This window comes from Lacticaseibacillus suilingensis (assembly GCF_016861845.1).
GTDB classification, from domain to species: Bacteria; Bacillota; Bacilli; order Lactobacillales; family Lactobacillaceae; genus Lacticaseibacillus; species Lacticaseibacillus suilingensis.
This window is the reverse complement of the sequence record NZ_BOLV01000010.1, coordinates 69,734-91,804: the sequence shown is the minus strand read 5'-3', so window position 1 is coordinate 91,804 and position 22,071 is coordinate 69,734. Positions and strand designations below refer to the sequence as shown.

Here is a 22,071-nt window from a genome sequence, read left to right as displayed (position 1 = left end):
CACTCACTCTTTCTCTTGATTAGTGTCCGCGTGGACCGATACCTTTTTCATTTTACGCTCAAAATCATGCCGCGACATCATCACAATGTGGCCGCAGCCGGTGCACTTGATTTTGATATCCATGCCCAAGCGAATGATTTCCCAGTCGTTGGTGCCACAGGCGTGGGGTTTTTTCATCAAAACGCGGTCATGCAACTCGTACATCTTAGGGCCTCCTCAGTCGAGATTGACATCCAGCAAGGCCAGTAGCCGGTTAAGGTCGTCGGCAGTGGTGAAATCAATCTCGATTTTGCCTTTACCTTGCTTGCTTTGGGCGATGCTGACTTTGGTGCCAAAGCGATCTTGCAGCTGATTTTCGCTGGCCTTGAGAAACGGCGACTTGGCGACTGGTTTCTTTTGCGGCTGGCTGCCAGCGTTCATCTGGTTGATCAGCCGTTCCAGCTGACGCACGGTCAGGTTATCGCTGACGGTTTTCTTCGCCAACGGAATGAGCCGCTTTTTGTCTTTCAAACTCAGCAGCGTCCGGGCTTGGCCCATTGACAGCTTGTTTTGGTTCAACATCTTTTTGACTTCATTGGGCAAAGTCAACAAGCGCAGGTAATTCGCGATATAAGGCCGACTCTTGCCAAGGCGCTTAGAGACTTCCGCTTGGGTCAAGCTGAGGCGCTTGATCAGCGTGTCATAGGCCTGGGCCTCATCCAGTGGCGTCAGGTCTTCGCGCTGCAAGTTTTCCAGCACCGCAATTTCCATCATTTCCGGATCTTCGAATTCGCGGATAATGGCGGGAATGGTTTTCTTGCCCGCCAGTTTAGAGGCCCGGAAACGCCGCTCGCCGGTGATGATTTCATACCCGTTCACGCTTTTGCGCACAATGATGGGCTGGAAAACGCCGGTTTGGCGAATCGAATCCGCCAATTCCTGCAGCGCCGCTTCATCAAAGGATTTCCGCGGTTGATAAGGATTAGGCCGGATATCCGCCAGCGGCAGTTCGTCGACATTATTGAGGGTGAGGTCAGGACTTTCGAAGTCTTTGAAAATGGCTTCGATGCCGCGTCCCAACCCTTTGTTATTCTTATTCGCCATGGGCCGCTAACACTTCCTTTGTTAATTGCGAGTACACTTCAGCGCCTTTGGAGCGGGCGTCAAAATCGATGATTGGGAGGCCATAACTCGGCGCTTCGGCCAAGCGTGTGATGCGCGGAATGACGACATCATAAACCTTGTCGCCAAAATACTTCCGCACTTCCGCGATGACTTGCGCGCCTAAGTTGGTGCGGGCATCATACATCGTCAACAGCACCCCTTCAATGCTGAGCGTCGGGTTGAAGTGCTTTTGCACCAAGCGCACCGTGTTGAGCAACTGCGACAAGCCTTCCAGCGCATAGTACTCACTTTGCACTGGGATCAAAATCGAGTTGGCCGCGGTGAAGGCGTTAATGGAAAGTTGGCCCAAAGACGGCGGGCAATCGATCAACACGTAGTCATATTGATCCAACACCGGCTCCAGCCCCAGCTTCAGTCGCATTTCACGGGCCATTTGATTGGTCAGCTCGATTTCGGCCCCGGCCAGTTGAATCGTCGCGGGCACAATGGCCAGGTTTTTGTGTTTGGTTTGAATGATTGCGGATTGAATCGGGTCTTCATTCACCAGCACGTCGTAGATATCCTTGCTGACTTCGGCTTTTTGCACCCCGATCCCGCTGGTGGCATTGCCTTGCGCATCCGCATCAACAATCAGGACTCTTTTGCCGGCACTGGCCAGACACGCGCCCAAGTTAATGGTAGTCGTGGTTTTCCCGACCCCGCCTTTTTGGTTCGCGATTGCAATCACATGTGCCATGTTGTCCTCCTACTCCTTACCCTTGGGAATCTCAATGGTGAAGCGATAAGCCGTGGCAGTTTCTTCACGCTTGATTTTCGGCGCCAGCCCTGCTTCTTTGATCAGCTTCACGGATTGATTCAAGGTGTTGACCGCCATCCGCGCATCCTTGGTGACTGGCGTGCGGCGCCGGCGCGCTGGCTTCTTGGCTGCTTGCTTCGACTGCGGTTGTTCTTCCTGCGCCAAGCCCAACGTCTGCGCCACCAGCTGCGTGGTTTCTTTCACAGTCAGATGATTAGCTAAGATCTCATGCAACAAAAGCTGCTGATGGTAATCATCGACCTTGAGCAATTCGCGGCCGTGGCGTTCTGACAGCTCGCCGTTCATAATCGCGGCTTGCACCGAGTCTGATAACTTCAACAACCGCAGCTTGTTGGCGACAAAGGATTGGCTCTTACCTAACTGCTTAGCCAAATCCTGCTGGGTCATGTTGTTGAGCTTCATTAAATCGGCATAAGCTTCGGCTTCTTCAATCGGCGATAAGCCTTCGCGCTGCAGGTTTTCAATCAGTGCCATGGCCGCCGATTCTTCATCGCTCATTTTCTGGACAAGCGCCGGGGCTTTTTCAAAATGCAGCGACTGCATAGCCCGAAAGCGGCGCTCGCCGGCAATGATTTCATAGTGGTTCGGTTCATATTCCCGCACCACAATCGGTTGCAGCAAGCCGTGGGTTTCAATCGTGGCGGCCAACTCACTAATGGCCTCGGCCGTGAAGACCTTCCGCGGCTGGTAACGATTCGGCACAATCTGTGTCAGCGGCAGCTCTTGCACCTGCGGGCCAGTTTCTGTTTTCTTTTTACCAAAAAATAGTGCCACTATGCCTGACCTCCTAACGGCTGTTTGCTCGGCGTGCCTGGCTTGCGCGGAAAACGGGCCGGCGTCGGTTTGACTTTATCAACCACAATCAACGTGCGCGGATCACCACCTGGTAGCGTCAACGCCTTGGTGGCCGCATACCGCCCGCCCAACTCACCAAAAGCCACTTTGGCATGGGCCAGCTCCGCTTCGCCTTTGCTGCCTTTCATCGCAATGAAATGGCCGCCTGGCTTCACCAGCGGCAGACATAATTCCGCCAGCACATTCAGCGGGGCCACGGCGCGCGCCACCACGACATCAAAGCTGCCGCGTTTGGGGCCTTGGCCGAAAGTCTCGGCCCGGTCGTGATACAGGTCGACGCCAGTGAGGCCGAGGCTTTGCGTTAACGCGGTCAAAAACGCAATCCGCTTGTTCAGCGAATCGATAATCGTCACCTGTAGCTGCGGCGCCATGATTTTCAGCGGCAAGGACGGAAAGCCAGCCCCGGCGCCAATATCGCATACCGTCAGCGCCTGGTCTTTCAGTGCGGGCCACGCTTCGACCAGCGTGATGGAATCGTAAAAATGCTTTAAATAAACTTCGTCATGGGCGGTAATGGCGGTCAAATTCACGTGCTCATTGGCCGCTACTAATTGGGTATAATAATCGGCAAATTGCTTCAGTTGCGCCGCGGTGGGGGTCAGCCCCAAGGCGGTTAAAGCCGCGGTAAACTCCGCTTCGTTCATCTTGTCACCCTTTTTTCTTACCAGTACAACCGCTATGTTGTGAAACTTTAGCGGGTTTCACGTCACTGTCTAGTTTAACTTAATCACCGCTCAGTCACAACCTTCGGCGAGCGCTTTCAACGCGCAGCCACTTGCCGCAGCGCCGCTAATCCGTGCTATAATGACGCAAACAGAAAGGATGAGTGAGATGACCGAAACAATCAAAGTCGCCTATCTCTATGAAGACCTGATGAATACCTATGGCGACAGTGGCGACGTCAAGATTTTACGGTATTGGCTCAGCAAGCAAGGTTACGCCACCGTCGTGGATAATATCAGTTTGAATTGTCCCTTCGACGCCAGCGATTATGACTTTGTCTTTTTCGGCGGCGGCCAAGATTATGAACAAACCGTGGTCGCCAAAGATCTCGCTCGCTTCAAGGATACGCTGCAGACTTACATCGAAAACGATGGGCCGATGCTGGCGATTTGCGGCGGCTACCAGCTACTCGGCAGCTACTATAAGACCTCCAGCGGCACGGTCATCGACGGCCTGGGCATTCTGCCGCTGCATACCGTGTTCAAAGCCGACAGCCGCATGATTGGCGATACCGAATTCGAAACGCCTTTCGGCACCGTCAAGGCCTTCGAAAATCATAGTGGCCGCACCTACTTCGATGACAAAACCAAGCTCAAGCCGCTCGGCAAAATGATTCAAGGCTACGGCAACAACCCAGACGACGGCGTGGAAGGCATGCGTTACAAGAACACGTTTGGCAGCTATGCGCATGGACCCATTCTGCGCAACGAAAACATCGCCAAAGCCATCACCGCCTTGGTGATTGAAAACCATCAAAAACGCACCGCCGCGCAACCGGTTTAGGGTGTGGCGTAAAAAACGATTGAGACATAATTTGAGGTGAAGATAGGCGTACGACTATTCCAGAACAGTACGAGCCAAAATGCGACGCCCTACCCGTATAAGCCAAACGGCCTGCAAAACCTAAGTTCAGGTTTTACAGGCCGTTTGGCTTATACTCTGGGCTAAAACCGCATTTTGTCTCAGCCTATTTTTATGGGCTACTTAGTCTTCTTCGATGACGGTGCCGGCGTTTGGCCCGGCATCCAGCTTGATGATGCGGTGGATGTTAATCACTACTGCGGAAATTGCAGCTGGTAAGTGACGCTCTGCCGCAAAGGCCTTAGCGTCTTCAAAGATTTGGTCGTCGTTGTGGAATTCAACGGTGCCTTCGAAGCGGAAGCCCTTCAAGATGCTGCGATCAACGACGGCCACGGCCGCCTTGTGGTTCGCCTGCAGATTGTGCCAAGCATGGCGACCGGTTTCTTCGTTATAAATCAAACGATGATCATCGAACACGCGCATGGTCCCTTTCGGCCCGACTTGCGGATTGCCGGCTTCATCAGTGGTAGCCAGGAAGTTCAGCTGCTTACCGACCATATCTTTCATTTCTTGGGTTAATGTTGCCATGATAATCAATCCCTTCACTTACTTTTAGTTACCAGCTCAGTATAGCAGATTCAAGACCGATTGTGAACAATTCAACCGTGATTCTTCGGCCACCACCAGCCAATCAGACCGGCCAACAAGCCACCCATGAGCAGCCCTAAGCCGCCGACTCCAAATGGATTCGGCAGTGGTGCCTGCAGCAGGTGGTATTCGCCCCACCCGCCTAGCAAAATAGCCGCAATGATGAGTAGACTGACCCCACCTTTTCGCTTATTCGTCATTATAAATGGGCCAGGATGGTATATTTGGTCGCTGGCACCGCCCCGTCGCCGGTACTGGCGCCGCCTTCGTAGAACACCGCGAACTGCCCGTGATCGTCTTTGGCCACCACTAACCCTTTATCGGAAGCGTGGGCCACCTTAAAAATCTCCGCACTGCGCCGCGCCGCCGCAAAATCATACTCGGTAGCGATGGCATCGCCAGGGTTGAAAAAAATGGTTTCGTCCATAGGCTCACTCCTTGGCGGCTTGCTGAACCGCCTTGACTTTGGCAATCATCGACTTGGTGAACGCGGCAAAAGCCGGCATATCTTTTTCCTGCGCGCCTTGTTCGATTTTGATTGGTTCGGCGCCTAAGACCGCCCCCGCCTGTACAAACGCTTCATCAAACAAGTCTGGGGCGGTGTTATAGTCCTTGCCATACCAAGGATCGCCGGTGCCAGCGACCCCCACCACCAAAGGCTTGGCACTCAGGTCAACACCAGCGATATCACCATAAAAATCATCGGCTTCCGGCGGCACAACCCCGCCAGACCAGGTATACGTAGCAATGACCACGGCATCGTAGTCAACTAAGGTCGCCACATCAGTTTGCTGCATCTGGGAGATTTTAGTTTCGGCGCCGGCATGTTTGAAGAACTGGTCCAAAATTCGAGCCATCCCTTTGGCGTTACCCGTAATGGATTCATACAAGATCAAGACTTTCATCGCACTCACCTCCCCTTCAGTATAACCGGACGACCGGCAATGGAAAAGCTTTCACGCCATGAGGGACCAAAAAAGGACGCCGATGACGGCGTCCTGGAGGCGGAAATGAAATTAATCAGCGTAGTTGAAGTGAGTCAAAGGCGCATGCTTAACGTCTTCAATGGTCTTCGTCCCAGCCAGCTGCATGGCGATTTCGAGCTCGTGGTTCAGCTCTTCAAAGACGCTCTGCACGCCTTGCGCCCCACCTAAAGCCAAGCCATAAATAACTGGCCGGCCCATGGCAACCAGGTCAGCGCCGGAGGCCAGCGCCTTGAAGACATGGCTGCCGCGACGGACACCAGAGTCGAAGATAATCGGTACTTGATGGTTGACGGCCTTAGCAATGGCAGGCAGGACGTCGATTGAGGCCGGACCACCGTTCAACTGCCGGCCGCCATGGTTGGAAACGTAAATCCCTGCGGCGCCGGCGCCAATCGCGCGCATAGCATCTTCTGGGGATTCAATCCCTTTGACAATCACTGGCAGATGGGTGTACTCGGCAATGCGGCGCACGTCATCTTCGTTAATCTTCTGCGCGGCAGCGGCGTAGATTTCACCGATGCCTTTGCCCTTGCCATCGCCTTCAGAGAACTTCTCCAAGTTGGCCATTGGAATTGGGAACTGGAAGTTGTTGATGATATCAGCTTCCCGGTAACCATCCACCGTGGCATCAACCGTCAGGATAATGCCTTTGACACCAGCCTTAACCGCTTCATCCAGCAGGCTTTCGTTAAAGGACCAGTCCTTGCTCATGTACAGCTGGAAGAACTGCGGCGCACCGGCACCAGCAGCGGCGGTGTCGGCAATTGAAGTCGAGCTGTAGGTGCTTTGAGCCATCAAGCCGCCCACTGCGGCCACGCCTTTAGCGGTATCTTTTTCACCCTGAGCATGGGCCAAGCCCTGCGCAGCGGTTGGGGCCATCATGATTGGCGTCTTCAGATCGAGGCCAAACACCTTCGTCGCGGTGCTCGGTTGTTCAATGTTGGACAGGGCCTTGGGCACGATTTGAACGTGGCCAAAAGCCGCGGTATTTTGCTTCAAGGTCCAATCGTCTTCTGAACCGCCAGCGATGTAACCGAACCCGCCGGTCGGGATAATCTTCTTGGCTTCTGCTTCCAAACTCGGCAAGTTCACGATCTCAAGTTTCTTTTCGTTATCACTTTGTTCATAGCCGTTTGTCATTGTCATAATAAAGGACCTCCGTATGTTTGACTTGTTTACGAAGGTTATCTTAACACTTACAAAAAATAAGTAAACAGGTTTCGCTTACTTTTTGTTAGTTTTCTAACTGACGGCTAATGGTTTCTCTGCCCCAGCAGTCAAAATGTAATGCACTGCATCAGCCACCTGGGCCACGCTGAAGAAGCGAATATCGGGATTATCGCCAAAGCGGTCGACCTCAATAATCGCCTCAAACCCACCAAACGGCCGTAGCGATTGCCGCAGCCACGCGTCCCATACCGCCGTGGTCAGTCCCTTTTGGTTGGCGAGGTTGCGCCGGATAATCACATTTTTGTTCTCGAAGTGCCGCACCCGTAGCGGAACGGGTTGGGCCGCGGCCAATTGATCGAGATAATTCAGTTGATCCATGACAACACGTCCTTTCACGAGTCACCCCTACCCTACTGACTTCATTATACAAACATACGTTCGCTTTTGCAAGCATTTGGCCTCAGCTGGCCGTCGAATTCAAAAAAATACGCATTCCGCTAAAAGTTCGGTATACTAGATTGTAGAAGCCAATCGAGGAGGTTACACCTGTGAGTGAAAAAGACCAACTAAGTGAGTTCTCTCGCGAGATCATTGCGTTCCAACGGAAGAACGATTTAACGGATACAGAAATGGCACTGAACAGCCACGTTTCTGTGGAACACATCCATAACATTAAGGCGATGCGAGAGACCCCTGACCAGACGGTCGTGGCCAGCCTTCGCGACTACATGGAACACAAGCCGACAGGTAAGTAGACGGGCTGAGCCAAAAGGCGGGCTTGGAGCCGACAGGTAGCCTAGTCGGCCGCCGAGTCCGAACTTTGGACTTGGTGGGCGACGTAGCTGCTGCCGCATGTCAGCCTGTACGTGCTTGGCACTACAGGCTGATCAAGCTGCTCGGCTCCGGCCTTTTGGCTCGTAACTCTGCCGGAATAGTCGGCAGCATCTTTATCAGGATAATGCCGTTGACCTGTCCAAACAAATAGCACCTGCAGCCGGCTGACTGCAGGTGCTATTTGTTTGGGTTAATCCTCAGCGTTCAACGGCAAAACCTTGATCATAGTGTCATTCGGAATCCGAATCAGGTCAAAGCGCTCAGCCATATGGCCCACATGCATCCCCAGGCCGTTCAGGAAGGTCTTGCGGTAATGGGCAGTCATGGTGGCGACAAAGGCTTTTTCGGTGGTGGCATCCAGCTTGGTCAGCCGTTTATTTTTCCAAGGATAAGCACTGGCACGCACCGATAAAGGCTGACTACCGGAGGAAATATCGGCTTGACGGCTGTTGGTTTTGTTGCGGGTATTGGCGGTCCAGTACGTAAAGTAGCGCACCGGCTGTTTACCATTACCAGAAGCGACCGTCGCGTAATAAGCCTTTTCGCCATCGCTTTGTAAAATCAATGGATGATACTCGTAGTTGACACGCACCATAGTTGAGCTGGTGTAGTCGATTGGCCGCAGCCAAGTGACCCACGCCATGCCATACAGAGCCGCCACGAACATGAGACTTTCCAGCACGTCAATCACGACCACCCGCAATCGCGGCTGGTTCATTACGACCATTTTCAAATGCCGAGACCGCACATTCATCACCACAAACACGAGATAAATGAGCAGTAAGACCCAGGCGCCAGCGCCAATCAAATTCCACATAGTAAACTCCTTTTAATTCGCTGCATCTCGATCGGCTTGCGCCACTGCTGCCTGCCCCAGCATGTTCAAATAATGCCATGGGTTGTCATAATGCGGGTTAAACAGCATATCGACATAAGCTAGTTCATCGATGGTGTTGCGATTTTGAATCATGACCGAAATGGTATTCGCCGTTTCGGACACATCATGCGTACTGTAGAACTGCGCCCCCAAAATCCGGCGATTTGCCCGATTGTAAACCAAGCGCATGCTGATGGCGGCGGTCGTCGGCATGAAGTTGGGCCGGTAGTCGATGGTCAAATCTGCCGCCGCCGCATCAAAACCGTGCTGCAACGCGCGCTCCTGCGTCATGCCACTGCAAGCTAACGTGTGATCATACAACCGCAGCGCCGAAGTGGCCTGCGTGCCCATGTAGCGCACTTTGTTGCCAAACAGGTTGATCCCAACCAGCTTGCCTTGCCGCACCGCGTTGGTCGCCAGTGGCGTGTAAGCATCCTTACCGGTAGGATTAAAATGCACCGCCGCGGCATCCCCGGCCGCATAGATATCCGGGTTGCTGCTTTGCATGTAGGCATTCACGTGAATTGAGCCATCGTGGTTCAACTCGATCTGGCCTTCAACGAGTTCCGTCATCGGCTGAAAACCCACACACACCACGGCCAAATCAGCCGTCCACTCGTTTTTATCGGTTTGAATATAAACTTGTTTTTCGTCACTATCAAAACGCAACGCCATTTCATGGAGGTGGGCGTCAACGCCATGTGCCGCCAACTCGTGTTCCACTTGCTGGGAAATCGGCTCATCAACATAGTGACTCAACAGCCGGCGCACCCCATTGATAAACACGATATCGTGACCGGTGCGACTATAGGCTTCGGCCAGCTCCACCCCGATATAGCCGCCGCCCACAATGGCAATGCGGCGCGCATTCGCGGCAGTTTCCTTGATGGCCAAGGCATCATCATAGTTTTTGCACATGAGGACGTGGGGAATGCTAATGCCCTGAATCGGCGGAATCACGGGATAACTGCCAGTGCTGATGACCAGCTTGTCATATTTGGTCGTGTATTTATCGCCGGCTTCCAGGTCCTGAATCGCCAAGGTATGGTGCTCGCTATCGACATTGAGCACATCATGCCGCAAATGCACATGAATATTGGGGCCTAGCGCTTCGAGGCTGGCCTTACTAGCATAAAACAAGGTATTCGGATCTTTGACGACACCTTCAAGGTACAAGGAGATTCCGCAAGATAGAAAAGAAATATCACCGCGCCGTTCATACACATCGACAATGGTTTCGGGATGCGTGAGCGCGATTTGCGTAACCACTGCCGTCCCGGCGTGGGTGCAACCTACAATGGCGACTCGCATAACTAGACTCCTTCCCAATTTTAAATTGGACACTACCATTATGGCACGAAAACTGGCAAAGCAAAAGGCTTCTCACTTTTGCCGGCGCTTGAACCCCTCTATAATGAAAGTAAAGCCTGAGCAAGGAGGATGCCTTGATGAAAGTTGCCCTGATTGGCGCCGGCCCGCGTGGCCTGCTCGTGTTAGAACGGTTGATTGCCTGGCAAAGGCAAATGTCGGCGACGCCACTGACCATCACGTTGTTTGACCCTTATCCGATCGGCGGCCGCGTATGGCGCCGCGACCAAGCGCCGCAGCTGATCATGAACACCGCCGCCCAACATATCACCTTATTTTACGATCGCACCGTGCAAGAGCCGGGCCCCATCATGCCAGGGCCGAGCCTGGCGCAGTGGGCCGCCAAAGAAGCGGCTCTCTTTTTGCGCAGCCGTGGTAAAAGCGCGGAGTCTTACCTGAAAGAAGCTGCAACCCTCGGTCCCAACGACTACCCTTCCCGCGCCCTTTACGGTTATTATTTGGCCTGGTTCTACGCCGAAATGCACCGCCGAAAACAGCCTAACGTGCAGCTCATTTTCAAACAAACGCTGGTCCAGGCAGTCACGAAGGTGCCATTCACGGTGCACACCGGCGCTGGCAGCGAGCGCTTCGATGCCGTCGTTTTGGCCCTAGGCACCATGGAAAACTCCTTGACGCGCGAACATGCCGCCTTGACGGCCTTCGCTAAGGCTCACCAGCGTGTGTACCTGCCGCCGAGTTTTCCGGCTGAAGGCGACTTAAGCCGGCTGGGACCGCAAGATGTCGTCGCCATGCGAGGCTTGGGCCTGAGCTTCTTTGATTACGTCAGTCGCCTGACGGAAGGGCGCGGCGGCCGTTTCATCGCTGATAATCAAGGCCAGCTCACCTATCAGGCCAGCAGCGAAGAACCACACATCATCGCCGGGTCGCGCCGCGGCCTGCCTTATCACGCCAAGGCGCGCAACGAAAAAGCGCCGGGCGAAGCGTGGCCGCCGCGGTTTTTAACGGCGCAGCAGCTGGCCAATTGGGCCGCCAGCGGGCCAATCACCGGCGAGCAATTTTTCCAAGGGCTCAAAGCTGAAGCCGGCTTTGTGTACTATTCTTTGCTGCTGACCCAGCAGCATCCTGAAGTCGATCTACCGGCCTTCCAAGCCGATTACATGACCGATCCGGCTGAAGCTCTCGCGGCGCTTAAGCTGCCCGAAGCCGACCAGCTCGACTGGAACGCCCTGACAACCCCGCCAAAGGGCGCTGACGATGCGGCCATGATGGCTTACCTTGCCCAAGATGCCGCCGAGGCTGAGCGCGGTAGCAAAACCGGCCCGCTGACCTCAGCGCTGGAGGTTCTGCGCGACTTGCGCGATACCATCCGCCAGGTGGTGGACTTAGGTCTGCTCACCGATGATGAGTATCTGGATTTCTTTCTCCGCTGGTTCAATGGCACCAATGATTTTCTCTCGATCGGCCCGCCTGTGATTCGCATCGAGCAGCTGCGCGCCTTGATGGCGGCGGGCATCGTGACCATTGCCCCGCCGCAAATCACCATCACCACGGCCGGCAATGACTTTATCGTTGGCGGTCAAGAGGCGAACTTTGAGTGCCATGCCACGGCGTTGATCGAAGCCCGGGTCCCGGCCCCAAACGCCGGGGCGGCCCAGAACCCGCTGATGCAGCAGTTGCTGCATGATGATTTGGCCACGCTGATGGAACTGCAGCTGGCCGGCGACCGCCGCTTTCAATCCGGGGCGGTGCTAGTCGACCGCCATTCAGCGCAGTTGCTTGATCAACAGCACCAAGCGCAAGGCAAGCTCTTCTTCTGGGGCGTCCCAACGGAGGGCCTCAATTGGCTCACCACGGCCAGCCCGCGGCCGTTCAGTGATGATGTCAACCTGCGCCTGGCTAACCGAATCGCCCGGCAGATTATGGATCAGTTATGATAAGATGAATAAAGAAGGCAGCGGTTCGATGGCTGCAGGGAAAGAGGGCAGCGCAGGATGTTTCCTTATGACAAATTGCGGACACTAAACGGTCTGGAATCAGCCGTTTATACCTATATCAATCAACATCAGGCCGAAGTGGAAAAAATGACCATTCGCCAGCTGGCGGAAAAAGCCCATGTCAGCACCACCACCATTTTGCGTTTCGCTGGGAAAATGGGGTTTGAAGGCTACTCCGAGCTGCGTTACGCCATCAAACAGCATCGCGCGGCTTTAACCAGCGCCCCGCCTGAGCCGAACTATGACATCACGGTGCCGATTGCGGAGTTCTTCGAAAACGTCAATACCACCGACTTTGCCAAGCTAATCGATCAAGCGTTGACGCATATTGTGCCTGCCCCCATGGTCTTGCTTTGCGGCATTGGTACCGGCCAGGCGCTGGCGGAATATGGGGCGCGGTTTTGGTCGAACATTGGCAAGTTTAGCCTCGCCATCACGGACCCTTATTATCCCTTCCCGCTGCATACGCCGATTTTGCAAAACACCGTGATGGTGGCCTTGTCAGTGTCAGGCGAATCGCACCAGGTGATCGAAATGGCCAGCCGTGCTCAGCAAAATGGGGTCTACGTGATTGCCGTCACCAACCATGCCGACTCCACGTTGGCCCAACTTTCCGACATGGTGATTGCCTACTACATGCCGGAAATGAAACATGGCGATTTGAACCTCACGACGCAAGTGCCGATCATCTACCTGATTGAGCTGATTGCGCATCGGTTGGATCAAGATCAAACCGAAAACGCTAATTCGGAAAATTAGAAAACATGTCACAATTATGTGACATGTTTTTATTATGGTAATTGTTTTTTCATGGGTGCAAATACTTTTATTTTTAGTTGCAACCGGTTACACTGAAAACGTGGTCAAATACCACATGGCGATGGCGGCCACCATCGTCGATCACCTGCTTGGGTGATGCCCAATCATTCTCCAATGTCAGACGTGGCATTGGCGGCCAAAATGAGAGCGTTCTCTAGAATTGGGGTTTGCGGTTTCAATGAAGTGCTTGGTGATATCATCTCGATTGTTCTTCACTCAGCCAACCAGGCGCTTCAATCGTAGGCTTTTGGGGGTACAACTAACTCGTTATGGGAGGTAATGATCTATGCAAGCCATTATGAACTTGCTGGAGAAGTACGTCGTTCCTGTAGCAGCGAAAATCGGTTCTATTCCTTGGCTGGTCGCATTGCGTGATTCATTCATCGCAACTTTGCCGATCACCATGGCTGGTTCTCTTGCTACCTTACTGAACGCGTTGCTCTCCACTTATCCAGCTCAATGGGGCATGGACGGCTTCGTTAATGCTGTTCAACCTATCATTCAGATCGATACGGTTGTGTCGATCGGGTCATTAACCATCTTCGCTGTCTTCTTCGCTGCTATGTGGGGTTACCACTTGGCAGAAGCTTACCAAGTTGACGGGGTTGCTGGGACGCTGATTTCACTTTCTGCCTTCTTCATGGGCATCAACAGCAATGCCAGCTTGGCAGTGCCTGGCCTGTCTAAAGGCGCCGTTAAGACCTTGACCACTGCTGGGGCAACTTATGCTAACGGCAGTTTGTCAGTTCCGAACGCTTTCGCCACTGGTAACTTGGGCTCATCCAGTCTGTTTACCGCGATGATTTTCGGGGCGATTGCTACGGTTGTTTATATCTGGTTGATGAAGAAAGACATCTCCATCAAAATGCCAGATACCGTGCCACCTGCAGTTTCCAAGGCCTTCACAACCTTGATTCCTGGGATCGCGGCACTGTATGTTATTGCCATTATTACTTACCTGTTCCAGGCCTTCACCGGTCAAGCATTCGGTGACTGGCTGTCTGCTACCATTCAGGCCCCACTGCTGCACGCTGGCCAAGGTGCTGGGATGGTGCTGCTGGTTTCCTTACTGGTTCAAGTGTTCTGGTTCTTCGGGATTCACGGCCCGAACGTGCTGGCACCAATTCTGGAATCCATCTGGGGTACTTCCCAGATTGCGAACATCCAGGCCTTCCAGCATGGCGACGCATTGCCATACAAGTGGGTGCGTGGTTCCTTCGATGCCTACGTTTGGTTTGGCGGTTCAGGTGGTACCATCGTTCTGTTGATCGCCATCCTGATCTTCTCCAAGCGTGCTGATGAAAAAGCCGTCGCAAAACTTGCTCTTGCCCCTGGCCTGTTCAACATCAACGAACCAGTTATGTTCGGTCTGCCAATCGTTTTGAACGCGATCTACTTCATCCCGTTCATCGTAGCTCCAGTCCTGAACACCGCCATTGCTTACTTTGTAACGATGGCCGGCTGGGTTGGCCCAGTTAAGATTGCGGTTCCTTGGATTACCCCGCCAATCTTGAACGCTTTGATGGCCACCGGCTTCGACTGGCGCGCTGCCGTCTTGGCCCTGGTCAACATGATTATCGCCTTCTTCATCTGGCTGCCATTCGTTATGGCTTCTAGCCGGGTTCAAGTCGACGAATCAGGCAACCCAACTGCTGCTTAACGCAGTCGATGCAAGATTAAAAATCTAGCTTCGCCGAAACGCCTCGAGCTGTTGTTGATGCCCGAGGCGTTCCGCTTTTCCCAGTTGCCGAGCTTCCCCCTCTGGAGGCCAGCCGGTTGCCTTTGGGAAACGAGTGGCTTATGATAAGCTTTAGCGTATCGGCGAAAGCGATTTCCGTCGACAACGACAACAAAACGAAAAACAAAGGAGTCATCTTATGATTTTTGTTAACTCAGCACTTTACCTCGATAAAATGGTTGCAGTCCTCGAAGCTTACGATCAGGACGGTGTCACCTTCAAATTACAATCAAAGCAAGGCATGCGGGCAACTTTTGCCACTACCGGGACTGACTTGGATGCTGCGGCTAAAGCAGCCAAAGCCGAGATCAAGAAGCAAAGCTGGGCTTCTGCCATCTTGTTCCAAGTTGGCGTTGCTTAACTCGAAATGAAGGCGCACTACAGTTCCGGTATGTTATCGCTCGCCATCGGGTTCTATGTCATCATGCTGAGTCCGAAAACGCCAGGTTCCGGTCAACTTGACCCCGGCCTGTTGACTCTGGGCATCGCACTTGTTGTTTTAGGCGTGATCTTGATCACACACCGGCGGCGCACCAAGAAAAACGACCAGCGGTAATTTCGATTACTCGGTGCACCAAATACGCCCCTCCGACTTTTTTGCCGGAGGGGCGTATTTTTGTGGGTGGTGCTTTAACAGCAGCCGCTAACCAGAAGCGAGCGCAACGTCTGCACTGTTGCTTGCGCTCAATGGCGTTTATCGGTTTGGGCGGATTAGTGTTGACGGCGCTTGGCACCAGCCAGACCGAGTGTGCTTAGCAAGGTAACGAGCCCGGCGGCAATCAGGCTAGTATCGTCGGTGTCACCGGTGTTGGGCAGTTTGTACGCACTGGCCTTGCTAGTCGTGCCGGTACGCGTCGTACCATTTGACTTACTGCCGGTGCTGCCACTTTCGGTGCCAGTGCTCCCAGTGTTCGTGACGCTACCGTTGCTACCAGTATTGCCGGTGTTCGGTAAGGCGTTTTTGGTGTACCTGACGATCGCCTCGGCATCAGCGGTAACGTCTTCAACGGCGGCGATAGTGCCCTCACTGGCGGTGTAGCCGGCGATGCTCGGGGAGGTCACAGCCGGGAAGCGGCCGTTAATCCAGTCGCTGTAGCTCAGCACGTGACCGGTCACAAGGTCGACAACGGCACTGCGCGTCGCAGTTGCGTCGCGGGTCGCATCAGGCGCCGCTGTGGTGCCATCTGCGTATTGGTAGTGAATGGTCTCAGTGTTCGTCCGGTTCAAGTCGCTGGCCGTGACGTCGCCAACGTATGGACCATCAGCTTCAACCGCGGCGTGCTTGTGCACCAAGTGAATCTGAATGGTTTGGTGCTGGTCGGTGTTGTTGGCCGTGTCAGCGGTGTAGGTAATGTCGCCGCTGGCGCTTTGACCAGCCGCCAACTCATAGCCGGCTGGAATTTGGTCGGTCATATCATAGGCCTGCGGGTCGGACTCGATGTTGCCGGAAAAGTCGGCAGCGGCGCCAACCGTAGCGCCATTGTCATCATCATCTACGAATTTGACGGAAGCGGTTTGTGGAATCGGGTAGTAAGTGACGTTGGCCGTGGTCAGGCCGTTCGCCGTGTTCAAGGTGGTGACGGCCGGCTGTGGCGCGTAGTAGCCGGCAATGGTGGGGCTGGTAATGCTCTTCGAGTCCTTGGTCGTCCAGGCACCGTAAGCAACCTCGCCGGTGACCAAGTTGATCTTGTTGCCATCACGGTAAATCGCGATGGATTGCGTCTGGTCTGGCAACAGGGTCTTGCCGCTGGTCCGGCTGATGAAGTGAATGGTTTGCGTGACGGTCTTGTTCAAGGCGGCGGCATTCACGCCGTCGTTCGGAATGGTAGAGTTATAGTAGGCATTCACCACGTCCCCTTTGTTCATCGGGGCGTCGTGGTTCACGGTGGCGACTTGCGCACCGAGCGTTATCTTGTAAACTAGGTCCTGATCGGTGGTCGACGTGGCGAGTGCGCCAGGACCGCTCATGTAAGTGTAGCCTTCCGCTTGCGCCACTTTGATCTGAGCATTATAGTCAGTCGGAATGTGAACGTTAGCGGTGTTGGCCGGTTCCGAATAATTCAATTCGAGGCCAGGCACCTCTTGGTTGTTATAGATAAACTCGAACTTAACGTTGATGGTCGCGGTCGCGGCAATGCCTTGAGACGCGGCCTGAACGGGCTGCGTGTTGGTGGTGTAGCTGGCAAAGCTGATGCCCGCCAGCAAAGTGCCAGCGATCACTGCAGCTACCCAAAGTTTGTGATGCTTATACATTTTCACCCGATAAACAGGCGCGGAACTACCTTGTGTCGCAGTTTTCTTCAATATTGTTATCCCCTTTTTTCGGCCTCGTACACCCCTATTTTACCACTCTTGTATATTGGTAAATATTGAGATTGTGTTTTTGGATATTTTTTTGATAATAGGTCAACAATTATCTGATATTAATTTGACCAGGCACAATGGCGGGCGGGTAGACTCTGGCAGCGCGCCAAGAACAACGACCAGCGGTAATTTCGATTACTCGGTGCACCAAAAACGCCCTTCCGACTTTTGCCGGAGGGGCGTATTTTTATGTCTCTTTAAAAATTCCCGGTAAACAGAAACGAGAGTAGCGCGAGCAACAGGCCGAACGCCATCATCCCAAAAGTCACCTTGATCCAAAACATCCCTGAACTCAGGTAATTGTCTCGCTTATAGTAGCGGTCCATGTGATCCTTGATTTCAATTTGGCCCATGCCCGGAATGGTGAGGAGATTGCGCCGAAACAATTCGCCGTTCGCAGCGGTGAGGACTTCGTTGAAGATATGCCGGTCTGGCGTCTCGAAATCCAGCGTGTACCAAATGTACCACTGACGCTGATAAAACTTCTGGCCAGGAATGCTCATCCGATGCTTCTTAAAGGCAATCGCTTTGATTTGATCATAGGCATACGAGTAATACGCCGTTGGGTCATCAATGAACTCAATGACCACAAAGAAAATCATCCGCTGATTGGTAAATAGCATCAAGCGATTACCGCGCAAGCTGGACTGGGACTTGATGTACTCCTTAGCCTTTTGGGTCTGCGGGGCGTACATGCCCATAATGCCATCGGTGGCATAACCGGCATTTTCTTCGTTGGTCATCGGCATCATGCTCAGGATTTCCTCGTCTGGCGCCAGTAGCGCGGCCACTTGGCTGAGCACTTGTTGCATGGAGATATACAAGCTGGCTTCCCTGGCCTTATAACGCGCCTTCAGTTCGGGCATGTCCTCTAGGCCCGTCACCGTGGTGGGAATGCCATTCATCTGGTTAACGACTTTCACAAACGGATTAGTTAAAATCGGCATGATTCATTCCTCCTTGGCGTAGTTTCTTTCGGCCCCGTGACAGATGCTGATAGACCGCATCGCGCTTCAAATGCAGCTGCTTGGCGATTTCTTCAACCGTGAGGGTCTGGATGAAATATAAGCGGAATACTTGCTGTTCGAGCTGTGACAGCACGGCAAATAATGCCTCCAGGTCTTGCTGCTTGGCCGTCGGCGCGGCCACCGTCACCGAATCCAGATCAAGCGTCGCAAACGTTGCCGCCAAGCCGCGGGCGTAATCGATAGCCTGATTTTTGGCAATGGCACTCAGCCAGTTGCGGAAACTCCCCTTCGTTTGGTCAAACTGGTCGATGCGCGTCCAGACTTTGTAATACACCCGATTTTCAACATCATCCGTGAACCCGCGCGCATAAGCGGTCAGTAGCTGATGCCAGACGACTTGCCGAATCAGCCGCCCATACGCCTCCACCAACGCCAACAAAGCATCATCGTCGCGGGCTTTGAGCTTAGCAATCAGCGCTTCGTCATCCATGATCTCACCCCTTTTTCTCCTTACACCCTATCATACGAGATGATCGGCTCAAATCTGACATTATTCGCTAAAAAGTCTTCCTTCTCGCTTCTGCCACCTGCGCTTGGGTACGATTAAGGTAGCCAAGAAGGAGGAGAGCGTCATGCGTCCGTTGATTGGAATTCCTGCCGACCAGCTGGCAGTCCCTAGCACCGCCGTCAATACAGTGAATGCCATGGTGGTGCCACGAATGATCAAAAATGCCATTATTGAAGCCGGCGGTACGCCGCTGATTCTGCCGTTTCCGGAAGAGTTCCCGGTGATTGACCGCCTGATTGCTGATGATTTGGCGGTCATTGACGGCTTAATGCTGCCTGGCGGGCCCGACATCGACCCAACGCTCTACGGGCAGGAGCCGCTGCCGCAACTCGGGGCCGTCGTTTACCCCGAGGACCGCTTCGAGCTGGCGTTGGTCCACCGCGCCGTGACTGAAGGCCTCCCGATTTTTGCCACTTGCCGCGGCATGCAGATGCTCAATGTCGCGTTGGGTGGTGACTTGTACCAGGACCTGGCGTCTGAAGATAGTCACGCCACTATTCGCCATGCCCAAGCTGCGAGCGGTCAATACCCCACCCATCACGTCAATATGATGGTGAACACCCACCTTGAAAAGCTGCTGGGGCCGCGGGGCTATGTCAATTCGCGCCATCACCAGGCGGTGCGCCATTTAGGCCAGGGCCTGCGCATTAGTGCCACCGCTCCTGATGGCGTGGTTGAAGGCATTGAATCTATCGACTCCGAGCAACTGCTGGGCGTGCAATGGCATCCCGAAAATCTCTACCCCAACGCGCCAGAACAACTGCGCCTGTTCAGTGACCTGGTGCGCCGAGCCGCCAAGTTCAAGCGTCAACGCAAGACATTTACCCTGTCAACTTTGTACACTGAAGATAGAGGCAGCAACGCGGCCATGCCTTAGTCACCCTTTTTACAATTTTACTTATGTCATCGGTCAAAGGATGTGAGCAGATGAGACCCATTATTGCCATTGTCGCTGATGTCATCGAGGACCCCAGCGTCAACACCAAACCCAACACAGTTGATATCTCACCCACCATGTTCAAAGATACGATATTAGCGGCCGGCGGCTTGCCCATTGTGGTGCCATATCCCAGCCAGCTGAGTTTGATTCCGGAAATGATTCAAGCTTATCTGCCGCTGTTTGACGGCTTGATTTTGCCTGGCGGCCCCGACGTTGATCCGACGCTGTACGGCGAGGAGCCTAGCCAGGAAATTGGCCCGGCCAATCCGCCGCGGGATCAATTCGAACTGGCCCTGATTCGTGCGACCTACGCCGCTAACAAGCCCATGTTTGGCCTGTGCCGCGGCAGCCACATTCTCAATGTGGCCTTCGGTGGGACCTTGTATCAAGACCTCGCCACCCAGAAAAAAGCCGCCATTCGCCACCTGCAGCGCACCTCAGGCGAATACCCAACGCATCATGTCAACATTGTCCCTCAATCGCGCCTGCATCCGCTGCTGGGCGACCGCGCCTATGTCAACTCGCGCCATCATCAGGCCACCCGCCGCATTGGCAACGGGTTACGCCTAGCCGCGCAAGCCAGTGACGGGACGATTGAGGCCTTCGAAAGCAGCGAAAACGATTTGGTGTTGGGCCTGCAGTGGCATCCAGAAAACCTCTGGCAGGCAGATCCGCCGCAGCTGCGCATCTACGCCGACTTTATCGATCGGGTCAATGCGCACCGGCAAGCCAACCTGACCACCTCGATGGGCGCAACCGTTCTATAATCTGAGAGGCCTCGACCGCCGCGCCGGGGCCTTTTGATTCGCGTCTCATCATTCTCATCAATATTTAATCTTAATTCAAACCGAATTGGCCGCGGAAAATCACGGTTTCAATTGTATAAAATGTAATCGCCCACAATTATTTAATTAGATTTTTGATTTTACCATTTACGGTCGCTTATGTAACCGCTATCATCATAACCGTAATCACACAACTTTCGAGGAGGCAAAAACATGGCTGATCAACAATATATTCTCGCCATCGACGAAGGCACGACCAGTACTCGGGCCTTGATCATCGACCACAGCGGACAAATCGTCGCTGATGCTCAGCGCGAATTTCCTCAGTATTTCCCTAAACCAGGGTGGGTTGAACACAACGCCAACGAAATCTGGAACGCGGTGCTGTCAACGATTGCCACGGCGTTTATCAACAGCGGCATCCAGCCGCGGCAAATCGCCGGTGTTGGCATCACCAACCAGCGTGAAACCACGGTGGTGTGGGACAAGCAAACTGGCCTACCCATTTATAATGCCGTGGTTTGGCAATCGCGGCAAACCAGTCCCATTGCCGACCAACTGCGGGCGGACGGCTACAGTGATTTGATTCACGACCACACTGGGCTTTTGATCGACGCCTATTTCTCAGCAACCAAGATTCGCTGGATTCTCGATCAGGTACCTGGGGCCCAGGAACGCGCTGAACGCGGCGAATTGCTGTTTGGCACCATCGACACTTGGATCAGCTGGAAGCTGTCCGGCGGCGCCATTCACGTCACCGACTACACCAATGCCAGCCGGACCATGCTGTTCAACATCCACACCCTGCAGTGGGACGAAGAAATTCTGAAGCTGTTGAACATCCCTGCCGCGATGCTGCCAGAAGTCCACAGCAACTCCGAAGTTTACGGCCAAACCGCGTCGTATCACTTTTACGGCAGTGGCGTGCCGATTGCCGGCATGGCTGGGGATCAGCAAAGCGCCTTGTTCGGCCAGCTGGCGCTGGAACCTGGTATGGTTAAAAACACATACGGCACCGGTTCATTTATTGTGATGAACACCGGCGAAACGCCAACCATGTCGGCCAATAACCTGCTGACCACCATTGGCTATGGGATCAACGGCAAGGTCAATTACGCCCTAGAAGGTTCCGTCTTCGTCGCCGGCAGTGCCATTCAGTGGCTCCGCGACGCCATGGAACTGGTGCAATCGGCCCCTGACTCCGAACAGGCTGCCCTACAATCCACCAGCCAAGATGAAGTCTACGTGGTTCCCGCCTTTACCGGTTTGGGTGCGCCTTACTGGGATTCCGACGCCCGCGGTGCCGTCTTTGGCCTAACTCGCGGTACCACTCGCAACGACTTCATTAAGGCCACCTTGCAATCGCTGGCTTACCAAAGCCGTGATGTGGTGGAAACCATGTACAAAGACACCAAGATTAAAATCCCGGCCCTGCGCGTGGACGGTGGCGCTGCTCGCAATGATTATTTGATGCAGTTCCAAGCTGACATTCTCGGCACACCAGTTGAACGTGCCGCTAACCTAGAAACCACCGCCATGGGTGCCGCCTTCCTCGCCGGCCTCGCCGTGGGCTTCTGGCAGGACACCGATGAACTGAAACACCTCATCAGCATCGGCAAACGCTTCGATCCTGAAATGACCGACGACCGCCGTAGCCACCTGTATCAGGGCTGGCAACAAGCGATTAAAGCCACCATGACCTTTAAACCCCAGGCTGCGGAGTAAGGCCGTTTTTAGCCGGATGAGCAGCC

Annotated in this window: 26 protein-coding genes; 10 read left to right on the top strand and 16 right to left on the bottom strand. The window is 53.8% G+C overall.

All coding sequences use genetic code 11. The features are described 5' to 3' along the window. Positions 1–3: 3 nt before the first annotated feature. From JUF11_RS07525 to rsmG, 5 genes are read right to left on the bottom strand one after another with little or no spacing between them, the layout of a single operon-like run. Positions 4–204: a DUF951 domain-containing protein gene (locus JUF11_RS07525; protein ID WP_204119051.1), complete on the bottom strand. Its 201-nt coding sequence runs from the start codon at positions 202–204 to the stop codon at positions 4–6. 12 nt (positions 205–216) lie between these two features. After that, positions 217–1,083: a ParB/RepB/Spo0J family partition protein gene (locus JUF11_RS07520; protein ID WP_204119050.1), complete on the bottom strand. Its 867-nt coding sequence runs from the start codon at positions 1,081–1,083 to the stop codon at positions 217–219. Then, positions 1,073–1,840 carry a ParA family protein gene (locus JUF11_RS07515; protein ID WP_204119049.1) on the bottom strand — a complete coding sequence of 256 codons (768 nt, stop codon included), beginning with the start codon at positions 1,838–1,840 and terminating at the stop codon, positions 1,073–1,075. The genes JUF11_RS07520 and JUF11_RS07515 overlap by 11 nt, the downstream gene beginning before the upstream one ends. 9 nt (positions 1,841–1,849) lie before the next feature. Next, the gene (noc, locus tag JUF11_RS07510) at positions 1,850–2,698 is read right to left on the bottom strand and encodes a nucleoid occlusion protein (RefSeq protein WP_204119072.1); all 849 of its coding nucleotides are present in this window, start codon (positions 2,696–2,698) and stop codon (positions 1,850–1,852) included. Next, positions 2,695–3,420 (bottom strand): 16S rRNA (guanine(527)-N(7))-methyltransferase RsmG, encoded by a 726-nt coding sequence (rsmG, locus tag JUF11_RS07505; protein ID WP_204119048.1) that lies wholly within the window; start codon positions 3,418–3,420, stop codon positions 2,695–2,697. The genes noc and rsmG overlap by 4 nt, the downstream gene beginning before the upstream one ends. Before the next feature lie 187 nt (positions 3,421–3,607). On the opposite strand from rsmG, the gene JUF11_RS07500 reads away from it, so the two are divergent. Beyond that, positions 3,608–4,282, top strand: coding sequence for a type 1 glutamine amidotransferase (locus JUF11_RS07500; RefSeq protein ID WP_204119047.1), 675 nt, complete (start codon positions 3,608–3,610; stop codon positions 4,280–4,282). A 201-nt stretch (positions 4,283–4,483) separates the two neighbouring features. Here the strand turns inward: JUF11_RS07500 and JUF11_RS07495 are convergent, their stop codons facing one another. From JUF11_RS07495 to JUF11_RS07470, 6 genes are all read right to left on the bottom strand, one after another. Then, positions 4,484–4,888, bottom strand: coding sequence for a pyridoxamine 5'-phosphate oxidase family protein (locus tag JUF11_RS07495; RefSeq protein ID WP_125582452.1), 405 nt, complete (start codon positions 4,886–4,888; stop codon positions 4,484–4,486). A gap of 71 nt (positions 4,889–4,959) precedes the next feature. Then, entirely contained in the window at positions 4,960–5,148 is a 189-nt protein-coding gene (locus JUF11_RS07490; RefSeq protein ID WP_204119046.1) for a hypothetical protein, read from the bottom strand. Next, positions 5,148–5,375 (bottom strand): hypothetical protein, encoded by a 228-nt coding sequence (locus JUF11_RS07485; protein ID WP_203633172.1) that lies wholly within the window; start codon positions 5,373–5,375, stop codon positions 5,148–5,150. The genes JUF11_RS07490 and JUF11_RS07485 overlap by 1 nt, the downstream gene beginning before the upstream one ends. 4 nt (positions 5,376–5,379) lie before the next feature. Then, a complete protein-coding gene (locus tag JUF11_RS07480; RefSeq protein ID WP_204119045.1) occupies positions 5,380–5,853 on the bottom strand; it encodes a flavodoxin domain-containing protein in 474 nt (157 codons plus the stop codon). A gap of 111 nt (positions 5,854–5,964) precedes the next feature. Beyond that, positions 5,965–7,080, bottom strand: a complete 1,116-nt coding sequence (locus JUF11_RS07475; protein ID WP_204119044.1) for a lactate oxidase — start codon at positions 7,078–7,080, stop codon at positions 5,965–5,967. Positions 7,081–7,176: 96 nt separating this feature from the next. After that, entirely contained in the window at positions 7,177–7,482 is a 306-nt protein-coding gene (locus JUF11_RS07470; RefSeq protein WP_204119043.1) for a hypothetical protein, read from the bottom strand. A 170-nt stretch (positions 7,483–7,652) separates the two neighbouring features. On the opposite strand from JUF11_RS07470, the gene JUF11_RS07465 reads away from it, so the two are divergent. Continuing rightward, complete coding sequence (locus JUF11_RS07465; RefSeq protein WP_125582440.1) at positions 7,653–7,859, top strand: LBP_cg2779 family protein; 207 nt, start codon at positions 7,653–7,655, stop codon at positions 7,857–7,859. A 269-nt stretch (positions 7,860–8,128) separates the two neighbouring features. Here JUF11_RS07465 and JUF11_RS07460 read toward each other — a convergent pair whose 3' ends face one another. Together JUF11_RS07460 and JUF11_RS07455 are read right to left on the bottom strand one after the other, a co-directional pair. Next, entirely contained in the window at positions 8,129–8,755 is a 627-nt protein-coding gene (locus tag JUF11_RS07460; protein ID WP_204119042.1) for an LVIS_2131 family protein, read from the bottom strand. 12 nt (positions 8,756–8,767) lie between these two features. Beyond that, positions 8,768–10,126: an FAD-dependent oxidoreductase gene (locus JUF11_RS07455; protein ID WP_204119041.1), complete on the bottom strand. Its 1,359-nt coding sequence runs from the start codon at positions 10,124–10,126 to the stop codon at positions 8,768–8,770. Between the two features lie 137 nt (positions 10,127–10,263). Between JUF11_RS07455 and JUF11_RS07450 the strand changes: the two genes are divergently transcribed. The 5 genes from JUF11_RS07450 to JUF11_RS07430 all read left to right on the top strand — a co-directional run bounded on the left by JUF11_RS07450 (position 10,264) and on the right by JUF11_RS07430 (position 15,251). Then, positions 10,264–12,078 (top strand): FAD/NAD(P)-binding protein, encoded by a 1,815-nt coding sequence (locus JUF11_RS07450; protein ID WP_204119040.1) that lies wholly within the window; start codon positions 10,264–10,266, stop codon positions 12,076–12,078. Between the two features lie 57 nt (positions 12,079–12,135). Then, on the top strand, positions 12,136–12,897 hold the full coding sequence (locus JUF11_RS07445) for a MurR/RpiR family transcriptional regulator (protein WP_203634014.1): 762 nt from the start codon (positions 12,136–12,138) through the stop codon (positions 12,895–12,897). Between the two features lie 346 nt (positions 12,898–13,243). Further along, positions 13,244–14,617, top strand: coding sequence for a PTS sugar transporter subunit IIC (locus tag JUF11_RS07440; protein ID WP_204119039.1), 1,374 nt, complete (start codon positions 13,244–13,246; stop codon positions 14,615–14,617). A gap of 217 nt (positions 14,618–14,834) precedes the next feature. Further along, complete coding sequence (locus JUF11_RS07435) at positions 14,835–15,056, top strand: hypothetical protein (protein WP_203634018.1); 222 nt, start codon at positions 14,835–14,837, stop codon at positions 15,054–15,056. A 6-nt stretch (positions 15,057–15,062) separates the two neighbouring features. Further along, positions 15,063–15,251, top strand: coding sequence for a hypothetical protein (locus tag JUF11_RS07430; protein ID WP_164507952.1), 189 nt, complete (start codon positions 15,063–15,065; stop codon positions 15,249–15,251). Positions 15,252–15,406: 155 nt separating this feature from the next. On the opposite strand, the gene JUF11_RS07425 is transcribed toward JUF11_RS07430, so the two are convergent. From JUF11_RS07425 to JUF11_RS07415, 3 genes are all read right to left on the bottom strand, one after another. After that, complete coding sequence (locus JUF11_RS07425; RefSeq protein WP_204119038.1) at positions 15,407–16,999, bottom strand: mucin-binding protein; 1,593 nt, start codon at positions 16,997–16,999, stop codon at positions 15,407–15,409. A 257-nt stretch (positions 17,000–17,256) separates the two neighbouring features. Continuing rightward, positions 17,257–18,006: a hypothetical protein gene (locus tag JUF11_RS07420; protein ID WP_204119037.1), complete on the bottom strand. Its 750-nt coding sequence runs from the start codon at positions 18,004–18,006 to the stop codon at positions 17,257–17,259. Next, complete coding sequence (locus JUF11_RS07415; RefSeq protein WP_204119036.1) at positions 17,990–18,517, bottom strand: sigma-70 family RNA polymerase sigma factor; 528 nt, start codon at positions 18,515–18,517, stop codon at positions 17,990–17,992. The genes JUF11_RS07420 and JUF11_RS07415 overlap by 17 nt, the downstream gene beginning before the upstream one ends. Before the next feature lie 142 nt (positions 18,518–18,659). Between JUF11_RS07415 and JUF11_RS07410 the strand changes: the two genes are divergently transcribed. From JUF11_RS07410 to glpK, 3 genes are all read left to right on the top strand, one after another. Beyond that, the gene (locus tag JUF11_RS07410) at positions 18,660–19,472 is read left to right on the top strand and encodes a gamma-glutamyl-gamma-aminobutyrate hydrolase family protein (RefSeq protein WP_204119035.1); all 813 of its coding nucleotides are present in this window, start codon (positions 18,660–18,662) and stop codon (positions 19,470–19,472) included. A gap of 50 nt (positions 19,473–19,522) precedes the next feature. Continuing rightward, on the top strand, positions 19,523–20,302 hold the full coding sequence (locus tag JUF11_RS07405; RefSeq protein ID WP_204119034.1) for a gamma-glutamyl-gamma-aminobutyrate hydrolase family protein: 780 nt from the start codon (positions 19,523–19,525) through the stop codon (positions 20,300–20,302). A 231-nt stretch (positions 20,303–20,533) separates the two neighbouring features. Continuing rightward, complete coding sequence (gene glpK / locus JUF11_RS07400) at positions 20,534–22,045, top strand: glycerol kinase GlpK (RefSeq protein ID WP_204119033.1); 1,512 nt, start codon at positions 20,534–20,536, stop codon at positions 22,043–22,045. The last annotated feature ends 26 nt before the right edge of the window (positions 22,046–22,071 follow it).